Annotated in this window: 21 protein-coding genes; 14 read left to right on the forward strand and 7 right to left on the reverse strand. The window is 67.6% G+C overall.

Annotated elements, in window-relative coordinates; genetic code table 11:
* From CON77_RS00705 to CON77_RS00720, 4 genes are all read left to right on the forward strand, one after another.
* A partial coding sequence (locus CON77_RS00705) for an NAD(P)/FAD-dependent oxidoreductase (protein WP_198552232.1) occupies positions 1 to 773 on the forward strand: 773 nt, incomplete at its 5' end.
* A 131-nt stretch (positions 774 to 904) separates the two neighbouring features.
* Entirely contained in the window at positions 905 to 2,497 is a 1,593-nt protein-coding gene (locus CON77_RS00710) for a class I adenylate-forming enzyme family protein (protein ID WP_101046823.1), read from the forward strand.
* 125 nt (positions 2,498 to 2,622) lie between these two features.
* The gene (locus CON77_RS00715; protein ID WP_101046825.1) at positions 2,623 to 3,879 is read left to right on the forward strand and encodes an aromatic ring-hydroxylating oxygenase subunit alpha; all 1,257 of its coding nucleotides are present in this window, start codon (positions 2,623 to 2,625) and stop codon (positions 3,877 to 3,879) included.
* Entirely contained in the window at positions 3,876 to 4,361 is a 486-nt protein-coding gene (locus tag CON77_RS00720) for an aromatic-ring-hydroxylating dioxygenase subunit beta (RefSeq protein WP_232788354.1), read from the forward strand. The genes CON77_RS00715 and CON77_RS00720 overlap by 4 nt, the downstream gene beginning before the upstream one ends.
* Before the next feature lie 57 nt (positions 4,362 to 4,418).
* On the opposite strand, the gene CON77_RS00725 is transcribed toward CON77_RS00720, so the two are convergent.
* A complete protein-coding gene (locus tag CON77_RS00725) occupies positions 4,419 to 5,021 on the reverse strand; it encodes a TetR/AcrR family transcriptional regulator (protein ID WP_198552233.1) in 603 nt (200 codons plus the stop codon).
* Between the two features lie 104 nt (positions 5,022 to 5,125).
* On the opposite strand from CON77_RS00725, the gene CON77_RS00730 reads away from it, so the two are divergent.
* From CON77_RS00730 to CON77_RS00745, 4 genes are all read left to right on the forward strand, one after another.
* The gene (locus CON77_RS00730) at positions 5,126 to 6,313 is read left to right on the forward strand and encodes a CaiB/BaiF CoA transferase family protein (protein WP_101046829.1); all 1,188 of its coding nucleotides are present in this window, start codon (positions 5,126 to 5,128) and stop codon (positions 6,311 to 6,313) included.
* 113 nt (positions 6,314 to 6,426) lie between these two features.
* Positions 6,427 to 7,434, forward strand: a complete 1,008-nt coding sequence (locus CON77_RS00735; protein WP_101046831.1) for a TRAP transporter substrate-binding protein — start codon at positions 6,427 to 6,429, stop codon at positions 7,432 to 7,434.
* An 88-nt stretch (positions 7,435 to 7,522) separates the two neighbouring features.
* Positions 7,523 to 8,032, forward strand: a complete 510-nt coding sequence (locus CON77_RS00740) for a TRAP transporter small permease (protein WP_101046833.1) — start codon at positions 7,523 to 7,525, stop codon at positions 8,030 to 8,032.
* Positions 8,029 to 9,324 (forward strand): TRAP transporter large permease, encoded by a 1,296-nt coding sequence (locus CON77_RS00745; protein ID WP_101046835.1) that lies wholly within the window; start codon positions 8,029 to 8,031, stop codon positions 9,322 to 9,324. Before CON77_RS00740 ends, CON77_RS00745 begins: the two co-directional genes overlap by 4 nt.
* 46 nt (positions 9,325 to 9,370) lie before the next feature.
* On the opposite strand, the gene CON77_RS15055 is transcribed toward CON77_RS00745, so the two are convergent.
* The gene (locus CON77_RS15055) at positions 9,371 to 9,532 is read right to left on the reverse strand and encodes a hypothetical protein (RefSeq protein ID WP_157826814.1); all 162 of its coding nucleotides are present in this window, start codon (positions 9,530 to 9,532) and stop codon (positions 9,371 to 9,373) included.
* Positions 9,533 to 9,953: 421 nt separating this feature from the next.
* On the opposite strand from CON77_RS15055, the gene CON77_RS00750 reads away from it, so the two are divergent.
* Together CON77_RS00750 and CON77_RS15685 are read left to right on the forward strand one after the other, a co-directional pair.
* Entirely contained in the window at positions 9,954 to 10,529 is a 576-nt protein-coding gene (locus CON77_RS00750) for a LexA family protein (protein ID WP_101046900.1), read from the forward strand.
* A 53-nt stretch (positions 10,530 to 10,582) separates the two neighbouring features.
* Complete coding sequence (locus CON77_RS15685; protein WP_255408156.1) at positions 10,583 to 10,717, forward strand: hypothetical protein; 135 nt, start codon at positions 10,583 to 10,585, stop codon at positions 10,715 to 10,717.
* A 44-nt stretch (positions 10,718 to 10,761) separates the two neighbouring features.
* On the opposite strand, the gene CON77_RS00755 is transcribed toward CON77_RS15685, so the two are convergent.
* Positions 10,762 to 11,577, reverse strand: coding sequence for a TIGR00266 family protein (locus CON77_RS00755; protein WP_101046837.1), 816 nt, complete (start codon positions 11,575 to 11,577; stop codon positions 10,762 to 10,764).
* A 104-nt stretch (positions 11,578 to 11,681) separates the two neighbouring features.
* Here CON77_RS00755 and CON77_RS00760 point away from each other — a divergent pair, with 104 nt between their 5' ends.
* Positions 11,682 to 12,122 carry a hypothetical protein gene (locus CON77_RS00760; RefSeq protein ID WP_101046839.1) on the forward strand — a complete coding sequence of 147 codons (441 nt, stop codon included), beginning with the start codon at positions 11,682 to 11,684 and terminating at the stop codon, positions 12,120 to 12,122.
* Here the strand turns inward: CON77_RS00760 and CON77_RS00765 are convergent.
* Positions 12,108 to 13,760 (reverse strand): diguanylate cyclase, encoded by a 1,653-nt coding sequence (locus tag CON77_RS00765; RefSeq protein WP_101046841.1) that lies wholly within the window; start codon positions 13,758 to 13,760, stop codon positions 12,108 to 12,110. The genes CON77_RS00760 and CON77_RS00765 overlap by 15 nt on opposite strands.
* 114 nt (positions 13,761 to 13,874) lie before the next feature.
* Complete coding sequence (locus CON77_RS00770) at positions 13,875 to 15,077, reverse strand: HD-GYP domain-containing protein (protein ID WP_101046843.1); 1,203 nt, start codon at positions 15,075 to 15,077, stop codon at positions 13,875 to 13,877.
* Between the two features lie 108 nt (positions 15,078 to 15,185).
* On the opposite strand from CON77_RS00770, the gene CON77_RS00775 reads away from it, so the two are divergent.
* Positions 15,186 to 16,475 carry a cyclic di-GMP phosphodiesterase gene (locus CON77_RS00775; RefSeq protein WP_101046845.1) on the forward strand — a complete coding sequence of 430 codons (1,290 nt, stop codon included), beginning with the start codon at positions 15,186 to 15,188 and terminating at the stop codon, positions 16,473 to 16,475.
* Positions 16,472 to 18,889, forward strand: a complete 2,418-nt coding sequence (locus CON77_RS00780; RefSeq protein ID WP_232788355.1) for a bifunctional diguanylate cyclase/phosphodiesterase — start codon at positions 16,472 to 16,474, stop codon at positions 18,887 to 18,889. The genes CON77_RS00775 and CON77_RS00780 overlap by 4 nt, the downstream gene beginning before the upstream one ends.
* Here the strand turns inward: CON77_RS00780 and CON77_RS00785 are convergent.
* Together CON77_RS00785 and CON77_RS00790 are read right to left on the reverse strand one after the other, a co-directional pair.
* Complete coding sequence (locus tag CON77_RS00785; RefSeq protein ID WP_101046847.1) at positions 18,877 to 19,398, reverse strand: TlpA disulfide reductase family protein; 522 nt, start codon at positions 19,396 to 19,398, stop codon at positions 18,877 to 18,879. The two genes, CON77_RS00780 and CON77_RS00785, sit on opposite strands and share 13 nt — an antisense overlap.
* Positions 19,395 to 19,997 carry a hypothetical protein gene (locus CON77_RS00790; protein WP_101046904.1) on the reverse strand — a complete coding sequence of 201 codons (603 nt, stop codon included), beginning with the start codon at positions 19,995 to 19,997 and terminating at the stop codon, positions 19,395 to 19,397. The genes CON77_RS00785 and CON77_RS00790 overlap by 4 nt, the downstream gene beginning before the upstream one ends.
* Positions 19,998 to 20,067: 70 nt before the next feature.
* On the opposite strand from CON77_RS00790, the gene mpl reads away from it, so the two are divergent.
* Complete coding sequence (gene mpl, locus CON77_RS00795) at positions 20,068 to 21,468, forward strand: UDP-N-acetylmuramate:L-alanyl-gamma-D-glutamyl-meso-diaminopimelate ligase (RefSeq protein WP_101046906.1); 1,401 nt, start codon at positions 20,068 to 20,070, stop codon at positions 21,466 to 21,468.
* The last annotated feature ends 9 nt before the right edge of the window (positions 21,469 to 21,477 follow it).

Consider the following 21,477-nt stretch of genomic DNA (forward strand, 5'->3'; position numbering starts at 1 on the left):
TCGGGCTGGAGGTGGCAGCGTCCGCCCGCAGCCTGGGCGCCCAGGTCACGGTGCTGGAGGCACAACCGCGCCTGCTGGCCCGGGTGGCCGGGCAGGCCATGTCCGATTTCGTCGCCGACGCCCACCGCGCCGCCGGCGTCGCCTTGCGCACCGGCGCCACCGTCGCCCGCGTGCACTGCGCAGCCGGCCGCATCGTGCAGGTGGAACTGGCCGACGGCACCGCCTTGCCCGCCGACCTGGTGGTCGCGGGCATTGGCATGCTGCCCAACACCGAAGCCGCCCGCGCCGCCGGGCTGGGCAGCGACCAGGGCATCCCGGTGGACGCCTGCTCGGTCACCGCCGACCCGGACATCGTCGCCGCCGGTGACTGCACGGTCCAGCACGTCGCGCTGTACGACCGCGCGCTGCGGCTGGAGTCGGTGCCCAACGCCTTGGAACAGGCCCGCTCGGCCGCGGCCTGGCTGTGCGGCCAGGCCAAACCCAACCAGACCGTGCCCTGGTTCTGGTCGGACCAGTACGACCTGAAGCTGCAACTCGTCGGGCTGTCCCAGGGGCACGACCGTTGCATCGTGCGCGGCCAGCCGGCACAGCGCCACTTCTGCCTGTTTTACCTGCAGGGCCAGCGCCTGCTGGCGGCCGACGCGGTCAACCGACCGGCCGACTTCATGCTGGTGCGGCGCGCCCTGGCCACCACCGGCGGCCTCGGGCTCGACCTCGACGCGCTGGGCGACGAATCGGTCCCCCTCAAAACCGCCCTCGCACCCCGGCCCTGAATCCCAGGGTTTACCCTAGATCACCGCACGAACCACCCCCACAAGTCCCCACGAATCCTATACTTTAGTCCGACTGGTCGGACCTTTTATATCCCCTCGGAACCGCTGCCACCCAGACCTCAAGGGCAACCATGAAAACACTTTTCCCCCGCGAACTGCTGCGCCGTTGTGCACTCAACTACCCCAACAAGCGCGCCTACGTCTGCGGCGCGCGCGCCGCCACCTGGGACGACATGCACCGCCGCTCCGACCGGTTCGCCCGCGCGCTGCAAGACCTGGGCTGCCGCAAGGGCGACACCGTCTCCATCCTCAGCCAGGAAACCATCGAGGTCTACGAACACCTGTTCGCCTGCGCCAAGATCGGGGCGGTGCGCGTCGGCGTCAACACCCTGTACGCCTGGCCCGAGATGCAACACGTGCTGCGCGACAGCGGCACGAAAATCCTGCTGGTGGACGCACGCTGCCAGGCCATCGTCGACGAACACCTGGCCGAACTGCAGGCGCTCGGCATCCGCCTGATCGGCTTCAACGGCCCGCACCGCTACCCCCTGGATTACGAAACCCTGCTGGCCCAAGCCCCAGGCGCGCCAGAACTGCCTCCCCTGCAAGACGACGACCTGCTGCTCTACAGCTACACCTCCGGCACCACCGGCTTCCCCAAGGGGGTGATGATCAAGCAGGTCGGCGTCTCCAACGTCATCCTGCACTGCCTGGCCTCGTTCGGCTTCAGCCCCGACGACGTCTGGTACATGCCCGCGGCATCGGCCTGGGCGGTGGTGATCATGAACCTGTTCGGCCTGGGCAACGGCATGACCACGGTCATCCCCGACGGCGGGTTCCACATCGTGTCCTACCTCAAGGACATCGAAAAATTCCGCGTCACCACCAGCCTGATCGTCCCGACCATGATCCAGCGCGCCCTGGTGGAGAAACAGAACCACCCCTACGATTTGTCCTCGCTGCGCTGCCTGATGTACGGCTCCTCACCGGCCACGCCCAAGCTGATCCGCGAGACCCGCGAGCAACTCGGCGTGGCCATGATGCAGACCTACGGCCAGACCGAAACCAGCGGCGGCTGGCTGACGGTGCTGACCGAAACCGACCACCAACTGGCCCTCTCCACCGAACCCGGCCTGCTGCGCTCGGTGGGCCGCGTCGGTCTGCACTACGAGTGCACCATCCGCGACGAAGCCGGCCAGGCCCTGCCCCCCAACACCAAAGGCGAAATCTGGCTGCGGGGCGAGAGCGTGATGGCCGGCTACCTCAACCTGCCCGAGGCCACGGCCGAGGCGCTGCCCGGCGACGGCTGGTTGCGCACCAACGACATCGGGATGATGGACGAACGCGGCTACCTCTTTTTGCTGGACCGGCAGAAGTTCATGATCATCACCGGCGCGGTCAACGTCTTCCCCACCACGGTGGAGGCGGTGGTCAGCGAGCACCCGGGCATCCAGGAGGTGGCCGTGGTCGGCGTGCCCCACCCCGAGTGGGGCGAGGCGGTGGTGGCCGTGGCGGTGCGCCGCGCCGGCCACGCCGACCTGAACGCGTCAGACGTGATCCGGTTCTGCGACGGCAAGCTCAGCCGCCCCGAAACGCCCAAGCACGTCGTCTTCGTGCCCGAGCTGCTGAAAACCGTCAACGGCAAGCTGCGCAAGAACGAAATCCGCGCCTGGCTGACCGACCCGCAGACCGGCGAAATCCCCTGGGACATGAACGTCCACTGATGCCCGCGCCGGCCGGCGACCCACTGCCGGCCGGCCACCACACCGCCGAATTTGGCCTTGACAAAGTCCGACCGGTCGGACTAATATAAAGACCAGCCAACCACCCGTCAGAGGAGCACAACCCCATGGAAACCCCACCCACCCGCGCCTGGGACCGCTTGATCCGCCAGGAATACGTCCACGGCTCGCTGTACACCGACGAAGCCATCTTCCGCGAGGAACTGGAAAAAATCTGGTACCGCACTTGGGTCTACGTCGGCCACGTCAGCGAGATCCCCCAGCCCAACGACTACGTGCTGAAAACCATCGGGCTGGAAGAAATCATCATGACCCGCGACCGGGACGGCCAGGTCCACCTGCTGCACAACCGCTGCCCGCACCGCGGCAACCGGGTCTGCGTCAAGCACCAGGGCAACGCCCGCTCCTTCACCTGCGCTTACCACGGCTGGAACTTCGGCAACGACGGCCAGCTCAAGGGCTACCCCTACCCCTCCGGTTACCCGGACGACAAACGCAAAGAACTGGGCCTGGGCCAGGTGGCCCGCATGGGCATTTACAACGGCTTTGTGTTCGGCTCGCTGGCCGCGGACGGCCCCACCCTGGAACAACACCTCGGCCCGGCCAAGGCCACCCTGGACAACGTCTGCCGCAACTCGCCCGAAGGCGAAATCCTGCTCAACACCGGCTTCCTGCAGCACAAGGTCAAGGCCAACTGGAAGCTGCTGGTCGAAAACGAGACCGACGGCTACCACCCCCAGGTGACGCACGCCTCCATCTTCGACGTGGCCGACAGCGGCATCGGGGCGCTGTACAACGAGAACGCCGCCTCGGTGACGCGCGCCTTTGGCAACGGCCACTCGGAGCTGGACCTGCGCCCCGAATTCCGCAAGTTCAACGAACCGATGCGCTGGTTCGGCACCACCGCCGACCGCCTGCCGGACTACGTCGCCAAGATGAAGGCCGCCTACGGCGAGGAGCAGGCCCACGAGATCATGGTGGACGGTGTGCGCCACGTCATGATCTTCCCCAACCTGTTCATCGCCGAGATCCAGCTCTTCGTGCTGCAACCCCTGTCGGTCAACGAAACGGTGCAGCACGTCACCGCGCTGCAGTTCAAGGGCGCGCCGGACCTGAACCGCCGCATGCGCCAGCAGACCATGGGCTCGGTCGGTCCGGCCGGCTTCCTGCTGGCCGACGACGCCGAAATGTACGAACGCACCCAGATGGGCGTGCAGCAGCGCAACCCCGAATGGCTCTACCTGGGCCGGGGCAGCCACCGCGAACACACCGAGCCGGACGGCTGCGTCGTCGGCAACGTGACCGACGACATGCCGTCGCGTCACCTGTGGAAACACTACCAATCTTTGATGGAGGCCGCGTGAACACCGACCAATTGCGCCAGCTGATGGAGGTCAGCCAATTCATCTACCACGAAGCGCGGCTGCAGGACGAGCACCGCTACGCCGAATGGGAGCAGTTGTGGACCGAGGACGCGATCTACTGGGTACCGGCCAACGGCGACGACACCGACCCGGAGCAGCAGATGTCCATCATCTACGACAACCGCTCCCGGCTCGGCCTGCGGGTCAAGCAGCTGTACACCGGCAAACGCCACACCCAGTTGCCGCAATCGCGCCTGTGCCGCGTGGTCTCCAACATCGAGGTGGAAGCGCAGGACGGCGAGCACCTCGTCGCGCGCTCCAACGCGCTGATTTTCGAGTCCCACACCCGGGGTGAGGTCCTCTGGGCCGCGAAAAACGAGTATCGCCTGCGCCGGGTGGACGGCGTCTGGCGCATGGCCCGCAAAAAGGTGACGCTGGCCAACAACCACAGCGCGCTCTACACGATGTCGTTCCTCATCTGAGCGCTGGCGGACCGGCCGGTCGGCCCCGGCGCCGCCGCGCCAGCGGGGGCACCGGCTTCAGGCCGGACCGACGGCGCGGAAACCGTTGAGGAACAGGTCCGAAATGTGCTGGGCCAGCTCCGTCGGCTTGAGCGCGCCGGACTTTTTGTACCAGGTGAAGGTCCAGATGATCATGCCGAACAGCAGCAAGGCGTAAGGGGTTTGCACCTCCACCCGGGCCATGCGCTGCGGGTTGATTTCCTGGAGCAGCCCGATCAGCATGGCCACCACCTCCTGCTCCATCGCCAGCATTTCCTTGTGCTTGGCCGGCGGCAGAAAACCCAGCTCGTTGGTCAGCACCAGTTGCTCGTTGCGCGAATCGGCCGCCACCTCCACGAACGCGGCCACAAAGCGCTCGAAGCGCTGCAGGGCCGGGGCAGACTGGCCCTGGATGTGGGAGAGCTTGCTCAGCAACATCGTCGTGTGCTCCTTGACGATGGCGTACAGCAGGTCCTCCTTGGCCGGGAAGTAGTGGTACAGGTGCGATTTCGACGCGTTGCAGGCCTTGGCCACGTCCATCATGGTGGTGATCTCGTAGCCTTTGGCGGCGAACAGCGCCGCCGCCTTGCGCAGGATCAGCTCCTTTTTGTCGTCGTAGTTCTCGGATCTTTCTCGGGTCATGGCTGTGGCCTGAACGGTTGAAAAGCACCCCGACCGCCGCGCCTGACGGCGGTCATGACCGGGCACACAAACCCCAATCATAGTCCGACTGGAAGGTCAAAAACATGAACATTCACACCACCACCCCCCACCGGGCCGGAGGCCCCCTCGCCGGCCTCACCGTGGTCGAAATGGCCGGCCTCGGGCCGGCGCCCTTCACCGGCATGCTGCTGGCCGACCTGGGCGCCACCGTGGTGCGCATCGACCGCCCGGCCGGTCCGCCCTCCGACCACCCGCTCGACACCCTGCTGCGCAACGACGGCATCGTGGACCGAGGGCGGCAGTCGATCGCCCTCAACCTCAAAGACCCGCGCGCCACCGAAGTCGTGCTGCGGCTGGTGGCCCAGGCGGACGTGCTGATCGAAGGCTACCGCCCCGGCGTGATGGAAAAGCTGGGCCTGGGGCCGCAGCCCTGCCTGGCACGCAACCCCCGGCTGGTGTACGGCCGCATGACCGGCTGGGGACAAGACGGCCCGCTGGCCCCGTCGGCCGGCCACGACATCAACTACATTGCCCTGTCCGGGGCGCTGCACGGCATCGGGCCGCGGGAGCGACCGGCGGTGCCGCTGAACCTGATCGGCGACTACGGCGGTGGCGGCATGTTGTTGATGGTGGGCGTGCTGGCGGCCTTGCAACACGCCGCGCGCCACGGCGTCGGCCAGGTCGTGGACGCGGCCATGACGGACGGCTCCGCCCTGTTGCTCGCGGCCCAACACGGCTTCATGGCCAAGGGCCATTGGCACGACCGGCGCGAAAGCAACTTCCTGGACGGGGCCGCACATTTCTACGGCACCTACACCTGCGCCGACGGCAAGCACGTGGCAGTGGGGGCGATTGAACCGGCGTTTTACCGCCAACTGCTGACCCTGGCCGGCCTGGACGATCCGGCCTTCGACGACCAATGGAACGCCGGCGCGTGGCCCCACCTGCGGCAACAACTGGAGCGGGTGTTCCGCCAACGCAGCCGGGACGAATGGGCGGCGCTGTTCGAGGGCAGCGACGCCTGCGTCACCCCCGTGCTGTCGCTGCAAGAGGCCGCGACCCACCCGCACAACCGGGCCCGCGCCACCTTCGTGGGCACGCCCCAAGGGGTGCAGCCGGCGCCGGCCCCCCGGTTCGACCGCACGCCCACCGCGCTGCCCGCCGCCGCCCCCGAGATCGGTTCGGCCACCCTGCCCTGGCTGGCCCAACTGGGCTATGCGGCAGACGACATCCAGGCCCTGCGTGCGGCGCGTGTGGCCTTTGCCCCGTGAAGGGCTGGCTAGGGTTTGCCCGGGTATCGCAGACCCATGGGCTGCCCTAAATTCGATTATGTTAGACCGTCTGGTCGGTCTTTAACAACCCACCCCAACCCAGGAGACACCGCATGACACTTCGCCCCCTGACCTGTGCCCTTTTGCTGTCGGGCAGCGCCACCGCCTTCGCCCAGACGGTGCTGACCGTCTCGAGCTGGCTGCCGCCCACCCACACCGTGAGCGTGAGCCAGCAGAAGTGGTGCGCCGCCCTGGAACAAGAATCCAAGAACAGCCTCAAGTGCAACATCCTGCCCAAAGCCGTGGTGGCGCCACCCGGCACCTTCGACGCGGTGCGCGACGGCCTGGCCGACATCTCCTACACCGTGGACGGCTACACCCCCGGTCGTTTTGTCTTCACCCAGATGGCCGAATTCCCCTTCCTGGGCGACAGCGCCGAAACCACCTCGGTGGCCTACCAGCACATCTACAACAAGTATTTCGCACCGGCCGGTGAGCACCGCGGCGTCAAGGTACTGGGCGTGTTCACCCACGGCCCCGGTGTCATCTTCAACACCAAAAAACCCATCACGTCGACCGCCGACGTGGCCTCGCTCAAGTTCCGCATCGGCGGCGGCAACATCAGCGAGCTCTCCAAAGCCATGGGCTGGAACGTGACGCTCAAACCCGCGACCGAGTCCTACGAACTGCTGTCCACCGGCGTGATGGACGGCACCTTCCTGCCGGACGAGTCCCTGGCCTCGTTCAAGCTGAACATGATCAAGCACGTCACGCGTTTCCCGGGTGGCCTGTACAACAGCTCGTTCGTCTTTTTGATGAATGCGGACAAATACAAGTCGCTCACCGCCGAACAGAAAGCCGTGCTCGACAAACTCTCCGGCGAGTACGTGGCCCGCCTGTTCGGTCAGGGCTGGGACGCGCTGGACAAAGCCTCGCGCGAAGGCGCGCAGGTATCCCAAGGGGTGCAACAGACCGCCGCACCGCAGGCCTTCGTCAACGAGATCAAAGCCAAGCAATCGGCGCTGGAAGACAAGTGGGCCGCCGCCGCCGAGGCCAAGGGCCTCAAGAACGCCAAGGGCGTGCTGGCCGAGTTCCGCGCCGAAATCGCCAAGCTCAAGTAAGCGGCGCCCCGCCCGACGCTTGACCAACCAGTGGTGCCGGCCCAGCCGTCACCACTGGTTTTTCGTTGATGCAACCGGAATTCTCTCCATGACCTCTCTGATGGACCGCCTGCTCAAGTGGACCTGCGGGCTCGTCTCGGCCCTGGCCCTCTTTGGCATCATGTGGCTCATGCTGCTCGATGTGATCGGCCGCAAGTACCTCGACCACGCCATCCCCGGCGCCCTGGAAATCACCGAAATCCTGATGGTGGTGGTGATCTTCGGTGCCCTGCCCCTGGTGTCTTGGCGCAGCGAGCACATCGTCTTCGATTCGCTCGATGGCGTGATGCCACGGGCCCTCAAAGGCCTGCAGCACCGGCTGGTGCACCTGGTCTGTGCCGGCACCTTTGCCTTCCTGGGGCTGCAGCTGATCAAGCGCGCCGAGCGCTTTGCCGAGTACGGCGAGGTCACGGCCCACCTGGGCCTGTCGCTGGCGCCGGTGGCCTGGATCATGGCGGTCTTCCTCGCCACCACCGCCCTGGTGCACCTGTTGTTTGTGGTCCAGCTGCCGCCCGGCGCCCTGGAGCACGTTCCCCACACCCCGGAGTTGCCGGAATGATCGAAGCCCTCTACGGATTCCTGGCCGTCTTTGCGATGGCCTTTTTGCGCGTGCCCCTGGCCGTGGCCATGATGATCGCCGGCGTCGCCGGGATGGGCTTGATGCGGGGCTGGACGCCGGCGCTGGCCGGGGTCAGCCAGGTGGTGTTCGAGACCGGCTTTGCCTACGTGCTGTCGGTGATCCCGCTGTTCGTGCTGATGGGCAATTTCGTGACCCGCGCGGGCATGGCGCGTGAGCTGTACACCGCGGCCAACTCTTTTGTCGGCCACCGCAAGGGCGGTCTGGCCATGGCCAGCATCATCGCCTCGGGCGGCTTCGGGGCGATCTGCGGCTCGTCGATCGCCACCGCCGCCACGATGACCAAGGTGGCCTTCCCGGAGATGCGCAAGCACGGCTACAAGGATTCGCTGGCCACCGGCGCCATCGCCTCCGGCGGCACGCTGGGCATCCTGATCCCGCCTTCGACCATCATGGTGATCTACGGCATCATCACCGAGACGAACATCGGTGAGATGTTTGTGGCCGGCATCCTGCCGGGCATCGTGGCGGTGTTGATGCTGTGTCTGGCGGTGGTGTTCGTGACCTGGCGCGACCCCGAAGCGGGCCCGCCGGCCGAGCGCCACAGCTGGGGGGAGCGGTTCACCGCGCTGCGCAACATCTGGGCGGTGGTGCTGCTGTTTGCGCTGGTGATCGGCGGGATCTACGGGGGGGTCTTCACCGCCACCGAGGGGGCGGGGGTCGGGGCCGCGGGCGCCTTCCTGTTCGCGCTGGTGCGCCGCACGCTGAGCCCGAAGGTGCTGCTGGAGATTCTGGTGGAGAGTTCGCGCACGACGGCGATGCTGTTCACCATCCTGATCGGGGCGATGATCTTCACGAACTTCATCAATTTCACCAGCATGCCGACGGACCTGCGCGATTGGGTGGTGGGCATCAGCCCGAGCCCGATCGTGGTGATCCTGCTGATGATGGCGATCTACCTGGCCCTGGGCATGGTGATGGAGGAGCTGGCCATCGTGCTGCTGACGATTCCGGTGTTCTTCCCCATCGTCACCGGCCTGGGCTTCGATCCGGTCTGGTTCGGCATCCTGATCATCACGGTGGTGGAGATCGGCATGATCTCACCCCCGGTGGGCCTGAACCTGTTCGTGATCAACTCGCTGCTCAAGGACGTGCGCCTCAACACCATCTACCGCGGTGTCTGGCCCTTCGTCATGGCCGACATCCTCCGCCTGGGCATCCTCATCGCCATCCCAGGCCTCTCGCTATGGCTCCCTCAGCTGATGCGCCACTGAACACCATGGCCACTGCCCAGTGGCGCATCCATCATCGCCTCCAGCCTCACGGCTTGGACGGCCGGACCGGTTGCAAAGCGTCCCACCACGACGACGGCGCCTGCGGATCGTCGTCGGTGCAATACGGGTCTTCCACCCCTTCGGGCAGTTGCGACGACACGAAGGCATCGACGTCGGGCCATTCCTGTTCATCCAACAGTGTGCACATGCTTCTTCCCTGAATCATTTTTCGTAAAAATTTAACAGGCTGCGGCCTGCCCCGGCATCCCCTGTTTGGGTGATGACCGGCCGTGCATAGCCCTTCCGACCCCACAGCACCAGGCACAAAAAAGCCACCGCGGGGGTGGCCATCTGGGCGCGGATGAGGCGATCGGCTCACACCGAGGTGGCCGGGGGCATCCAGAAGCGCCGGGTGATTTCGATGACGCGGTGGGCCTGGTGTTGAATGTTCATGGATCTCCTGCCTTTCTTGCTTGTCGGGAACGGTGCATGCCGCGCACCTGCCGTCGCGGCGTGCGCATGTTGCACCACGGGCGTGTCGGTTTGGTGACAGCCCCTGCACCCGCACCGCCGGCTTGACGAATGGCGCTTGTTTGCGCTACATTGGTGAACATTCATTCACCAAAACCATGTCAGACCACAAACACCTCAATGCCCTGCGCGTTTACTGGAAGGCGAACAAAGCGTTCCCGGCCATGGCCAAGCTGGCCGACGTGCTGGGGCTGGCCTCGTCCGGAGGGGTGTTCAAGGTTGTCGGTCGCCTGGTGGACGCCGGCTACCTGGAACGCACCGAAGGGCGCATCGCCCCCACGCCCGCATTTTTCGCCCTGCCGGTGCTGGGCAATGTGCGGGCCGGCCTGCCCCAGCCCGAAGACCAGAGCGCCGGGCTGGAGGCCATCGGCGTCGAAGACTACCTGATCCGCCACCCCGAACGCACCGTGTTTTGCCGGGTGCGCGGCGACTCCATGCGCGACGCGGGCATGCTCGACGGCGACATGGTGGTGGTCGAACGCAACCGCCCCACCAAGCCCGGCGACATCGTCGTGGCGCTGGTGGACCACGAAATGACCGTCAAGCACCTGTTCCCCCAGGCCGGGGGCTGGGTGCTCAAGCCCGCCAACCCCGACTACCCCGACATCGTGGCCCAGGAATCGCTGGAGATCATCGGTGTCGTGGTGGGCGTTTTCCGACGGGTGGGCCGCTGACCCGCGCAGCCCCCACCGGCATCTTCACCCCCGCTGTTCCCCCGAGGCCCACCATGACACTCAAAGCCCTCTTTCGCAAGCTGACCGGCAAAGGCGGCGCACTCAACCGCGCCACCACCATCCGGGAGATCTGTCAACTCAACGTCCAGGCGGCCCGCGCCCGGGTGTCGGTGTACGACCTGGACTGAAGCCCGGTCAAACGGCTGCCCCTCGGACGGCCGCAGCACCGGTCTCACTCGTCGTCGCCCCCCATCAGGCCGCCCAGCAAGCCGCCACCCAACACGGCCCCGCCCAACACCGAGCCTTCTTCACGGGCGCCGCCGCGCTGCGGGGCCGCTGCAAAAATGCGCGAAGCCAGGCGCGAAAACGGCAGGCTCTGGATCCACACGTGGCCGGGGCCGCTCAGTCGGGCCAGGAACAGGCCCTCGCCCCCGAACAGCGCGGTCTTGATCTTGCCCACGTACTGGATGTCGAAGGACACGTCCGGCGTGTGCGCCACCAGGCAGCCCGTGTCCACCATCAGCGTTTCGCCCGGGGCCAGCTGGCGCTCGACGATGGTGCCCCCCGCATGAACGAAGGCCAGCCCGTCGCCCTGCAGCCGCTGCATGATGAAGCCTTCACCGCCGAAAAAGCCCACGCCCAGCTTTTGCTGGAAGTGGATGCCGATGCTCACCCCCTTGGCGGCGCACAGGAAAGCGTCCTTCTGGCAAACCAGGGTGCCGCCCAGGCGGTCCAGCGGCATGGGGATGATCTTGCCGGTGTAAGGGGCGGCAAACGCCAGTTTGCGCTTGCCCGAGCCCTGGTTGCGGTACACCGTGGTGAACAGCGATTCGCCGGTGATGAGGCGCTTGCCCGCCCCCAACAGCTTGCCGAAAAACCCGCCTTCCTGCGCCGACCCGTCACCAAACAACGTGTCCATCTCGATGCCCGACTCCATGTAGAGCATGGAGCCGGCCTCCCCGATGGCGGCCTCGCCCGGGTCCAGCTCGATTTCGACGAGCTGCATGTCATCGCCCATCAGGCGGTAATCGATCACATCCATGGCCATGCTGGCACCCCTTTCTTGGAACAACAGATCCACTGACACCCGCGGCACGGTCGCGCCACGGACCTGACCGGCCCCAGGCCGGCGTTTGCGGCTATTCTCGGCGAATGCACCCCACCCCCGACCACGAAGCCGGCCATGCCCGCACACAGGCCATGCTGCAACGCCTGCACAAGGCGATGCGCGAGATCGAAGCAGAGATCGCCGCCCACCAAGGCGTCTATCCCTACAACCACGGCCGGGTGACGCAGTCGGAACTGTGCCGCCGGGCCGACGTGAAAAAGGCGACGCTGCAGACCCCGCTGCACAAAGACAGCACCCGGGTGGAGGTGCTGCGCTGGCTGGACACGCTGGCCGAGACCCTGACCCACAACCGCGACGCCACGCGCGAACGGGTCACCGCACAAACCGAACGCCTGGCCCTGGAGGTGGAGCGCCTGACCCTGGAGGTGGAGCGCCTGACCCAGGCCCTGGCCGAAGCGCAGGCCCGCATCGAGGCCCTGAGCGCCGACAACCAGCGGCTCCGCGCCGCCTCACGGGCGGTCTGAGGCGCCGGTGTCGGTCCCTGACGCGGGCTCCGCTGCCCCATCCGGGGACGCACACACACGGTTGCGGCCTTGGTGCTTGGCCCGGTACAGCGCGCGGTCGGCCAGCGCCAGCACGTCCTCGGGCCGCCCGCCCGCCGACGGCCGCAGCACGGCCACCCCCACGCTGATCGTAACGAAGCCCCCTCCTGTGTCGTTGGCCTCGTGGGGCAGCGCCAGCGCCTCGACGGCGGACCGCAGGTCCTCGGCCTTGAACAAAGCACCAGCCCGATCGCAGTCGGGCAACAGGCAGACGAACTCCTCGCCACCGTAGCGGGCCACCAGGTCGTGCGAGCGGGCCAGGCCCGCCTGCAAGGCTTGGGCAATCACCTGCAGACAGGCATCGCCGGCCTGGTGCCCGTAGCGGTCGTTGTAGCGTTTGAAATGGTCCACATCGACCATGAGCACCGCCAGGGAGCAGGCTTCGCGCAAACAACGGCGCCACTCGGCATCCAATTGCTCGTCCAGACGGCGGCGGTTGGCCACCCCGGTCAGACCATCGACCAGCGCCAGCGACCGGAGTTGCGCGCTTTGTGCGTGCAACTGGCGGTTGAGCAACTCCAGTTCGGCGTTCTTGCGGTGCAGCAGATCGGCGGCCACGACCGCATCGCGGGCGGCCTGGCTCTGGCGCCGTTGCAGCAGGAACAGCAGCCCCGCACTGCTCACCACGAGCAAAGAGAACAGCACGGCTTTGATCCAGGTTTCGTAACGCCATTGCGCAAACACGGTCCGCACATCCCGGTGCGCCACCACCACCAAGGCGGTGTCCATCTTCACATCGACCGGCTGCACCGAGCGCAGCGCCACCATGCGCGCCCGGGCACCGGGTGCGGCCGGTACCACCGCGAAACCGGCAGACGGTCCCGGCACCAGGTGCCGGGCATACCAGGGGGGCGATGCCACTGCCCGCTCGTCCGGGGCCTTGCCCGGGTGGGGCACCACCATGAAGACCCGACCGTGTCCGTGGTAAATCTCCACCTGCATGTCGGTGGCGTAACGGACCGATTGCAACAGGATCTTGAACTCGTCGGGGTCCAAGGTGGCGGTCACGATGCCATCGAAAGTCTGCGCAGGGGTGCTCACCGTCCGCGCCACGTTCAGGGCAAACACCCCCAAGACCGTGACGTAAGGGGGACCCACACACAAAGTCTCGGGATCGGACAGAGCCGATGCGGTCTGGAAATAGTCGCGGTGCCGAAAATTGCGGCCGGCAATCTCCGCCCGGTTGGAGGCCAGGACGGTGCCTTCGCGGTCCAGAATCGCCAGGGTCCGGACACCCGTCATGGCATCGGAATAGGCCTTCAGCCAGCGGTGGGCATCGCCCAACGTGGGTCCCGACTGGCGCCAGCGGGGCAACTCGTCACGGATGTTGACCAGCGCCCGGTTGATGGTGTCCAGCTGGCGCCCGACGTTGTCGTGCAGCACGTCGGCCACGGCCAGGAGCCGTTCGCGTTCACGGTCGTGGATCTGACGGTGCTCGCGCCACTGGCCGTACACGAGGTAGGCCCCCAACAAGATCAGGCCCGCGACCAGAAACAGCCACTCCATCAGGAACACGTTCAGCCAGCGACTGCGTGCGGCACGGGGAGCGGGGGTGGCCATGTGTGAAACGGTGGTGTTGCGGGCGCGAAGGGCCCAACCGGCGCCATTCAAGCCGCACGTTTGCCCCAACCCACGCCAGTATTTTTGTCAGAATTACATCATAGTCGCCCAGCCTCACAGGCGCGCCAACAGCTTGGCCGCCGGCAAGCGCAGCTTGACCTCGTCGGCGGCCAAGCCCCCCTGGATTTCGTGGGCGGGCTCAGCGGTGTCGCGCAGGGCCGGTTCACCCAGGGGCAAGCCGTGCCGGCCCAAGATGGCGAGCACCAACGGGATGTTGGCACGCCGCCCCCGCCGCACCACCACCGCCACCTCGCCGCTGCCCAAGCGCACATAGCTGCCTGGGATGTGGGCCCCCAGGGTCTTGACGAAAGCCGCCCCCACGGGGCTGGGCTGCCCGTCGGCACCGAGGTAGATGTCGCGCGCGGCGCGCACCGCCGACAGACCAGGGCGGTGCGCGCGCGGGCCAAGGCGTGCCACATAGATGTCGGCCAAACGCAGCAGCTGGATCGGCACGTCCATCCCGGAGCGACCGGCCGGGTAACCGGTGCCCTCGGGGGTTTCGTGGTGGTCGCGCACCGCCCGCAGCCAGAGCGGATCGCGCACGCCCAGCTGTTGCAAGGCGGCCACACCCTGGCTCGGGTGGGCCTGCACCAAGGTGCGCTGGTCGGCGTTCAGGGGGCCGGCCTGCTGCGCCAGGGCGTCGTGCAGGCGCGACATGCCGATGTTCATGGTCAGGGCCGCACGCTGCAGGGCGGTGACGGTGTCGCCATCCAAACCCAGGGTCTGGCCGACCAGGCGGCACAACACCGCACACAACAGGGCGTGGGTGGCGCTGTAGCCCACGGTGCGGTCCTGCAAGAGCTGCACCAGCACAAACAGACTGTCGTCCACCCGGGTCCGGGTGACGGCCAGGATGCGGCGCTCGATCTGCGCCAGGCGCACCTGGAATTCGTGCGCATGAGCGCCCTGGTGGAGCAAGGTGGCCAAGGTGCTGTGCAGGTCTGGCCAGGCCTGGGCGGCCGATTCGGGCACGGCCTCGTCCACCACTTCCAGCCCCATGGGTCGGGTCACCCCGGCAATGCTCTCCAGGCTCTGGTTGCCACGCACCATGCGGTCGATGGCCGCGGTGTAGCGGAAGGACCAGGCCTTGTACTCGGCCTCGTCCACCATCGGCAGGTGCATGTGCAGGCGGTCGCGGTGGCGCTCGTCCTCGATCATCTCGCCCTTGCGCAGCAACAGCACGCCGTGCGGGTCCCAGACGTTGACCGGGACCGGCGACTTCAGCGCGATGTCATCGAGCGGAAAGGGAACGTACATGGTGGGCGTGCGCAATGTGAAGACCAATGTACAACGGGAACGACCGGACGCAAAGTTTGTAGATAATGCAACGGTACTGCGCAGACCAAAGAAAGGGAGCCCATCGCCATGCCGGACACCACCCGCCAGACCTTACCGGTGGCGGAGTTGCGCGTGGGCCTGTACGTGCACCTCGACCTGGGCTGGATGGACCACCCCTTCCCGTTTGGCAGCTTCAAGATCGGCTCGCAACAGCAGATCGACACGATCCGCGGCCTGGGCTTGAGCCGGGTGCGCTGGGACCCGAGCAAAAGCGATGTGCCGACGGCCAACAGCGCCCCGGGCCCCTCGCCGACGCCGCCCCGCACCGTCCCACCCCACGAGCCGGACCCGGCCGAAAGCGAACGGCAACGCCAGCGGCAGGCGGAACTGGCCGCGCAACGGCACGCCCTGCAACAGTGCGAACGCCGCTACGCCGAGGGCTCCCGGGCCTACAAGGCCATCCTCGACCACCTCCCGCTGCAGCCGCAGACCGCCAAGGCGGGCAGTGCCCAGCTGATCAATGGCATGGTGCTGACCCTGCTGGGCGACCAGGAGTCGGCGATCCGCCTGCTGTCGGAGCAGCAGGGCGACCGGGCCTCGCTGCACGCCATGAACGTGACCGTGCTCAGCCTGCTGCTGGGCAAAGCCATGGGCCTGTCCCAGGCCAGCTTGGAAGACCTGGGCCAGGCGGCCCTGCTGCACGACGTGGGCAAGTCGGAGCTGCCCGACCGCGTCCGCCACCGGGACGACAGTTTCACCGCCGCGCACCACAAGCTCTACCAGGAACACGTGGCCCGCAGCGTGGCACAAGGCCAACGCATGGGCCTGTCGCCGCTGGCGCTGCTGACCGTGTCGCAGCACCACGAACTGGCCGACGGCAGCGGCTTCCCGAGCGGCTGCAAAGCGGACAAGCTGGCCCCGACCTCGCGCATCCTGGCCCTGATCAACCGCTACGATGGGCTGTGCAACCCGCCCAACCCGCTCAAGGCACTGACCCCGCACGAGGCGTTGTCGCTGCTCTTCGCCACACAGAAGGAGCGGTTCGAGTCGACCACGCTCAGTGCTTTCATCCGCATGATGGGGGTCTACCCGCCGGGCTCGCTGGTGCAGCTCACCGACGGCCGCTTCGCGCTGGTGGCCTCGGTCAACTCCTCGCGACCGCTCAAGCCGCGGGTGCTGGTCCACGACCGCGGTGTCACCCGCGACGACGCGGTGCTGCTCGACCTGCAGGAGCAGCGCAGCGTGGGCATCCAGCGCAGCCTGCGGGCCGACCAACTGCCCCGCGCGTCCCTGGAATTCCTGGCACCGCGGCAACGCGTCTGCTACTACTTCGAGCGCGCGACCGGCCCCGCCGACCACCCGGAGGCCCTGGCGTGAGCTACCTGCACTGGGCCCCCCTGACCGAAGGCCTGCTGGAAGCCGTGTGGGTGGTCGACCCGGCCACCCGCTGCATCCTGACCGCCAACGGCGCCGCCGCCCGCCTGCAGCAGCTCGACCCCGGCGCGCTCACCGGCGTGCCCGTGGCCGACATGGTGGCCACCCCGGAAGACCGCTTTTTCTGGGAAGGACTGGCGCCCGAGCAGACCGAGGTCCTGCACTCCAACACCCAGCTGCGCCGGGCCGACGGCAGCACGGTCTGGGTGGAGCGCCGCGTGACGCCGGTGCGCACAGAAGACGGCCAGCAGGTCTACCTGGTGGCCATGCAGGACACCACCGCGCAGCGCCAGGCCCAGCAGCAGCTCGAAGAACTGCTCGGCGAGCTGCGCGCCACGCTCGAATCCACCGCCGACGGCATCCTGGTGTGCGACCTGGAGGGCGGCATCCGCGCTTTCAACCACCTGTTTGCCACGATGTGGGACCTGCCGCCCGAACTGCTGTCCCACCGGGAGGATGCGGCGGTGTTCGCCTACATCGCCAACAGCGTGCCCGACCCGGCGCCCTACCTGCAGCGCCTGGGCCAGATCCAGCGCACCCCGCTGGCCGAAGCCAGCGATGTGCTGGTGCTGCGCAACGGCCGCGTGCTGGAACGGATTTCGCGCCCACAACTGGCCCGGGGGCGCCCCATTGGCCGGGTGTACGCCTACCGCGACATCACCGAACGCTCGGCCACCGAAGCCCAGCTGAAGCTGGCGGCCAAGGTCTTCGAGTCCAGCCTGGAGGCGATTTTCGTCACCGACCCGCAGCACCGCATCGAAGTCTGCAACCCGGTGGCCGAACGCATGGCACAGCGCTCCACCCAGGCACTGCAAGGGCAGTCCGCACGCGAACTGTTCTACTCCCCCACCCACCCCGACTGGCTCCTCGACCTGGACGACAAACTCCACAACCGGGGCTACTGGGAAGGCGACATCTGGCTGCGCCTGGCAGATGGTTCGGCCACTGCCCTCCAAGCCTCATGGGTGGTGCTGCGCAATGCCCAGGGCACACCGCTGAACACGGTGTTGTTCGTCAAGGACCTGTCGGAAAAACTGGCCGCGCAGCAGCGCATCGAGCAACTGGCCTACACCGACGCGCTCACCGGCCTGCCGAACCGCCTGATGTTGACCGAGCGCATCACCCACGGCATCCGGCTGGCCGAGCGCAACGGTGCCCGCTTCGCGGTGCTGTTCCTCGACCTCGACCGCTTCAAGAGCATCAACGACTCGCTCGGCCACCTGTTCGGCGACATGGTGCTGATCGAAATCGCTCAACGCCTGAAAAACTGCCTGCGCCAGACCGACACCCTGTGCCGGCTGGGGGGCGACGAGTTCGTCATCCACCTGCACGACGCCGACGCGGCCGGCGCCGAAATTTCGGCGCAACGGATCATCGACGCGGTCATCCGGCCGGTGCAGATCGAGGACATGAGCTTCAACCTGTCGTGCAGCGTGGGCATCGCGATGTACCCCGACGACGGCAAGACATTGGACGAACTGATCCAGCACGCCGACACGGCGATGTACCAGGTCAAGGAACGGGGCAAGGGTCACTACCGCTTCTACCGCCCGCAGATGAACGCGGACCTGCTGTCGCGCATCCAGATGGACCACGCGATGCGCGAAGGCCTCAAGCGCCAGGAATTCGTGCTGCACTACCAGCCCCGCGCCAGCCTGCAGACCGGGGAGATGGGGGCCTGCGAGGCCCTGGTGCGCTGGAACCACCCGGAGCGGGGCATGGTGCCACCGGGCACCTTCATCACGGTGGCCGAAGAGTCGGGCTTCATCGTCGCCCTGGGCGACTGGGTGCTGCAGGAAGCGGTGCGCCAGGCCGCCGCCTGGCTGCACCAGGGCACGCCCTGCCAGGTGGCGGTGAACGTGTCGGCGCTGCAGTTCCAACAGACCCATTTTGTGGCGGTGGTCGCCAGCACCCTGGCCCAGCACGGGCTGCCGGCCCACCTGCTGGAACTGGAGTTGACCGAATCCATCCTGATCCACGACGCCGACGAGGCGCTCGAACGCCTGCAGGCCCTGGCCGACCTGGGCCTGCACCTGGCGCTGGACGATTTTGGCACGGGCTATTCCAGCCTGACCTACCTCAAGCGTTTCCCGCTGCACAAGCTCAAGATCGACCGCAGCTTCATCGTCTCGCTGCACCAGGACGAGACCGACACGGCCATCGTCTCGGCCATCATCCAGATGGGCCACGCCATGAACATGCAGGTGGTGGCCGAGGGGGTGGAATTGCCGGCCCAGCACCGCGTGCTCAGCGCCCTGGGCTGCGACCAGTTCCAGGGCTTCCTGTTCTCACCGGCGGTGCCGCCGGACGATTTCCAGCGGCACCTGGCCGCCGGCTGGCGCGCTCAGGTGGATTGAGCCCAGGCCTGCAGGTCCTCCAGATGGACCTGGCCGATCTTGCGCTGGGCGATCTGCCCGGCGGCATTGAACACCACGGTGAAGGGCAGGCCTCCCGTGGCATTGCCCAACTGGCGGCTCAGTTCGGTACCGCCCAGGCCGGCCAGGCCGACCGGGAAGGCCAGGGGCAGGCGCTGCAGGAACTGCCGCACCGCACTGGGCTGGTCCACCGCCAAACCCAAGACCTGCCAGCCCTGGGCCTGGCGTTCGGCGTAGAAAGCGTTGAGCAGGGGCAGCTCCTCCACGCAGGGCGGGCACCAGGTGGCCCAGAAATTGAGCAGCAGCGGGCGGCCCTGGAAGCGCTGCATGGCCAGGGGCTGACCCGCCGGGGTGTCCCAGGTCTGGGTCCAGAAGCCCGGCAATGCGCCGTCCGCCACCGCCGTCGGCGCCAGCCGCCACCAAGCCAGTCCGGCGCCGGCCAGACCGGCAGCGGCAGCCACGCCGCCCATCAGAAGTCGTCGTTGGTTCATGGTTGATCGGAGTCGCTGGTGTTCAACAAGTTTCGCACGGCCTGGGCGTCACCGCGCGGTTTGCGGCCGGCGTCGTCGGGCAGCAGGCTGCCACGCTCGGCGCGGCCGTCGTTCACCAGCAGGTGCACGCCAACCCAGGTCTGCAGCGCGTCGCAGCGGCTGCGCAGGCTCAGGGCCTCGACTTCGCGGCCGTGCAGCCCGGTCACCGACTGGGCCTCGTACTCCACGCCGCGGTTGATCAGGGTCAGCTCCACCGCCTTGGGGTCGTCGCTGAAGAGCTGCAGGTAAATGTCGCTGAGCTGGGTCGCGGTGCCATGCCAGACGGCGCCACCCAGCAGCGGGCGGAATTCGGCCAGGCGCTCCATCCAGACCAGCGCCAGCTCGCGCAGAGCGCGCAATTCGCCCGGCTGGGTGTCGGCATGGAACAAGGCGATGTGCTCGCGCACCGCCGCCTCCAGCGCGAAGTTGTCGGGCAAGGCGGTGCGCGGCGGCAGACCCAAGGCCTTGAGCGCCCGCTTTTTCGCGGGGCCGTACTCCAGCCCCTCGTCCACCACCAGGGCCGCGGCGGCCATGGCGATTTCCTGTTGCAAAGTGTCCATGGGGCGATTGTCGGCCAAGGCCGAATGCCCCCGGCCGGGCGCGGGTCGGGCGGCGCCGATAATGGCGGCCATGCACATACACATTCTGGGAATTTGCGGCACCTTCATGGGCGGCGTGGCCGCGCTGGCGCGCGAAGCCGGGCACCGGGTCACCGGCTGCGACGCCGGCGTCTACCCCCCCATGAGCGACCAGTTGCGGGCCCTGGGCATCGACCTGATCGAGGGCTTTGGCGCCGACCAACTGGCGCTGCAACCCGACGTGTTCGTGGTGGGCAACGTGGTGTCGCGCGCCCGCCTGCCCGACGGCAACCCCAAGTTCCCGCTGATGGAGGCCATTCTGGACAGCGGCGCCCGCTACACCAGCGGCCCACAGTGGATGAGCGAGCACATCCTGCACGGCCGCCATGTGCTGGCGGTGGCCGGCACCCACGGCAAGACCACCACCACCTCCATGCTGGCCTGGGTGCTGGAACACGCCGGCCAGCAGCCTGGGTTCCTGGTGGGCGGGGTGCCGCTGAACTTCGGCGTCTCGGCCCGGCTGGGCACGGGCGCGCCGTTCGTGATCGAGGCCGACGAGTACGACACCGCCTTTTTCGACAAGCGCAGCAAGTTCGTGCACTACCGCCCGCGCACCGCGGTGCTGAACAACCTGGAGTTCGACCACGCCGACATCTTCGACGACCTGGCCGCCATCGAACGGCAGTTCCACCACCTGGTGCGCACCGTGCCGGGCAGTGGGCGGGTGGTGGTCAACGGCCTGGAGGAAAGCCTGGCGCGGGTGCTGCACCAAGGCTGCTGGAGCGAACAGCGCAGCTTTGGCGCGGCGGTGAGCGACTACACCGCCGACGGCGACGCCAGCGACTTCGCCGTGCTGCACCGGGGCCGCCCGGTGGCCCGGGTGCGCTGGGGCCTGGGCGGGGTGCACAACCAGCTCAACGCGCTGGCGGCCATCGCTGCGGCCGAGCACCTGGGCGTGGCCCCGGCGCTGGCGGCCGAGGCGCTGGGGCGCTTCCAGAACGTCAAGCGGCGCATGGAGTTGCGCGGCCGGGTGGCGCGGCCGGACGGCGACATCGCCGTGTACGACGACTTTGCCCACCACCCCACCGCCATCCGCACCACGGTGGACGGGCTGCGCCGCCAGCTCGACCGCAGCGGCCAGGGCACGGCGCGCATCCTGGCGGTGTTCGAGCCCCGCTCCAACACCATGAAACTGGGCACCATGAAGGCGCAACTGCCCTGGAGCCTGGAGCACGCCGACCTGGCCTTCTGCCACAGCGGCGGGCTGGGCTGGGACGCGGCCGACGCGCTCGCGCCCATGGGCGAACGCGCACAGGTGGCGCCGGACATCGACACCCTGGTGCGCCAGGTGGTGGCTGCCGCGCGCCCGGGCGACCAGCTGCTGTGCATGAGCAACGGCGGATTCGGCGGTGTGCACGACCGCCTGCTCGCGGCCCTGCAAGTGCCGGGCTGAGCGCGGCGC

Source organism: Macromonas nakdongensis (genome assembly GCF_002837145.1).
Classification (GTDB): domain Bacteria; phylum Pseudomonadota; class Gammaproteobacteria; order Burkholderiales; family Burkholderiaceae_C; genus Macromonas_B; species Macromonas_B nakdongensis.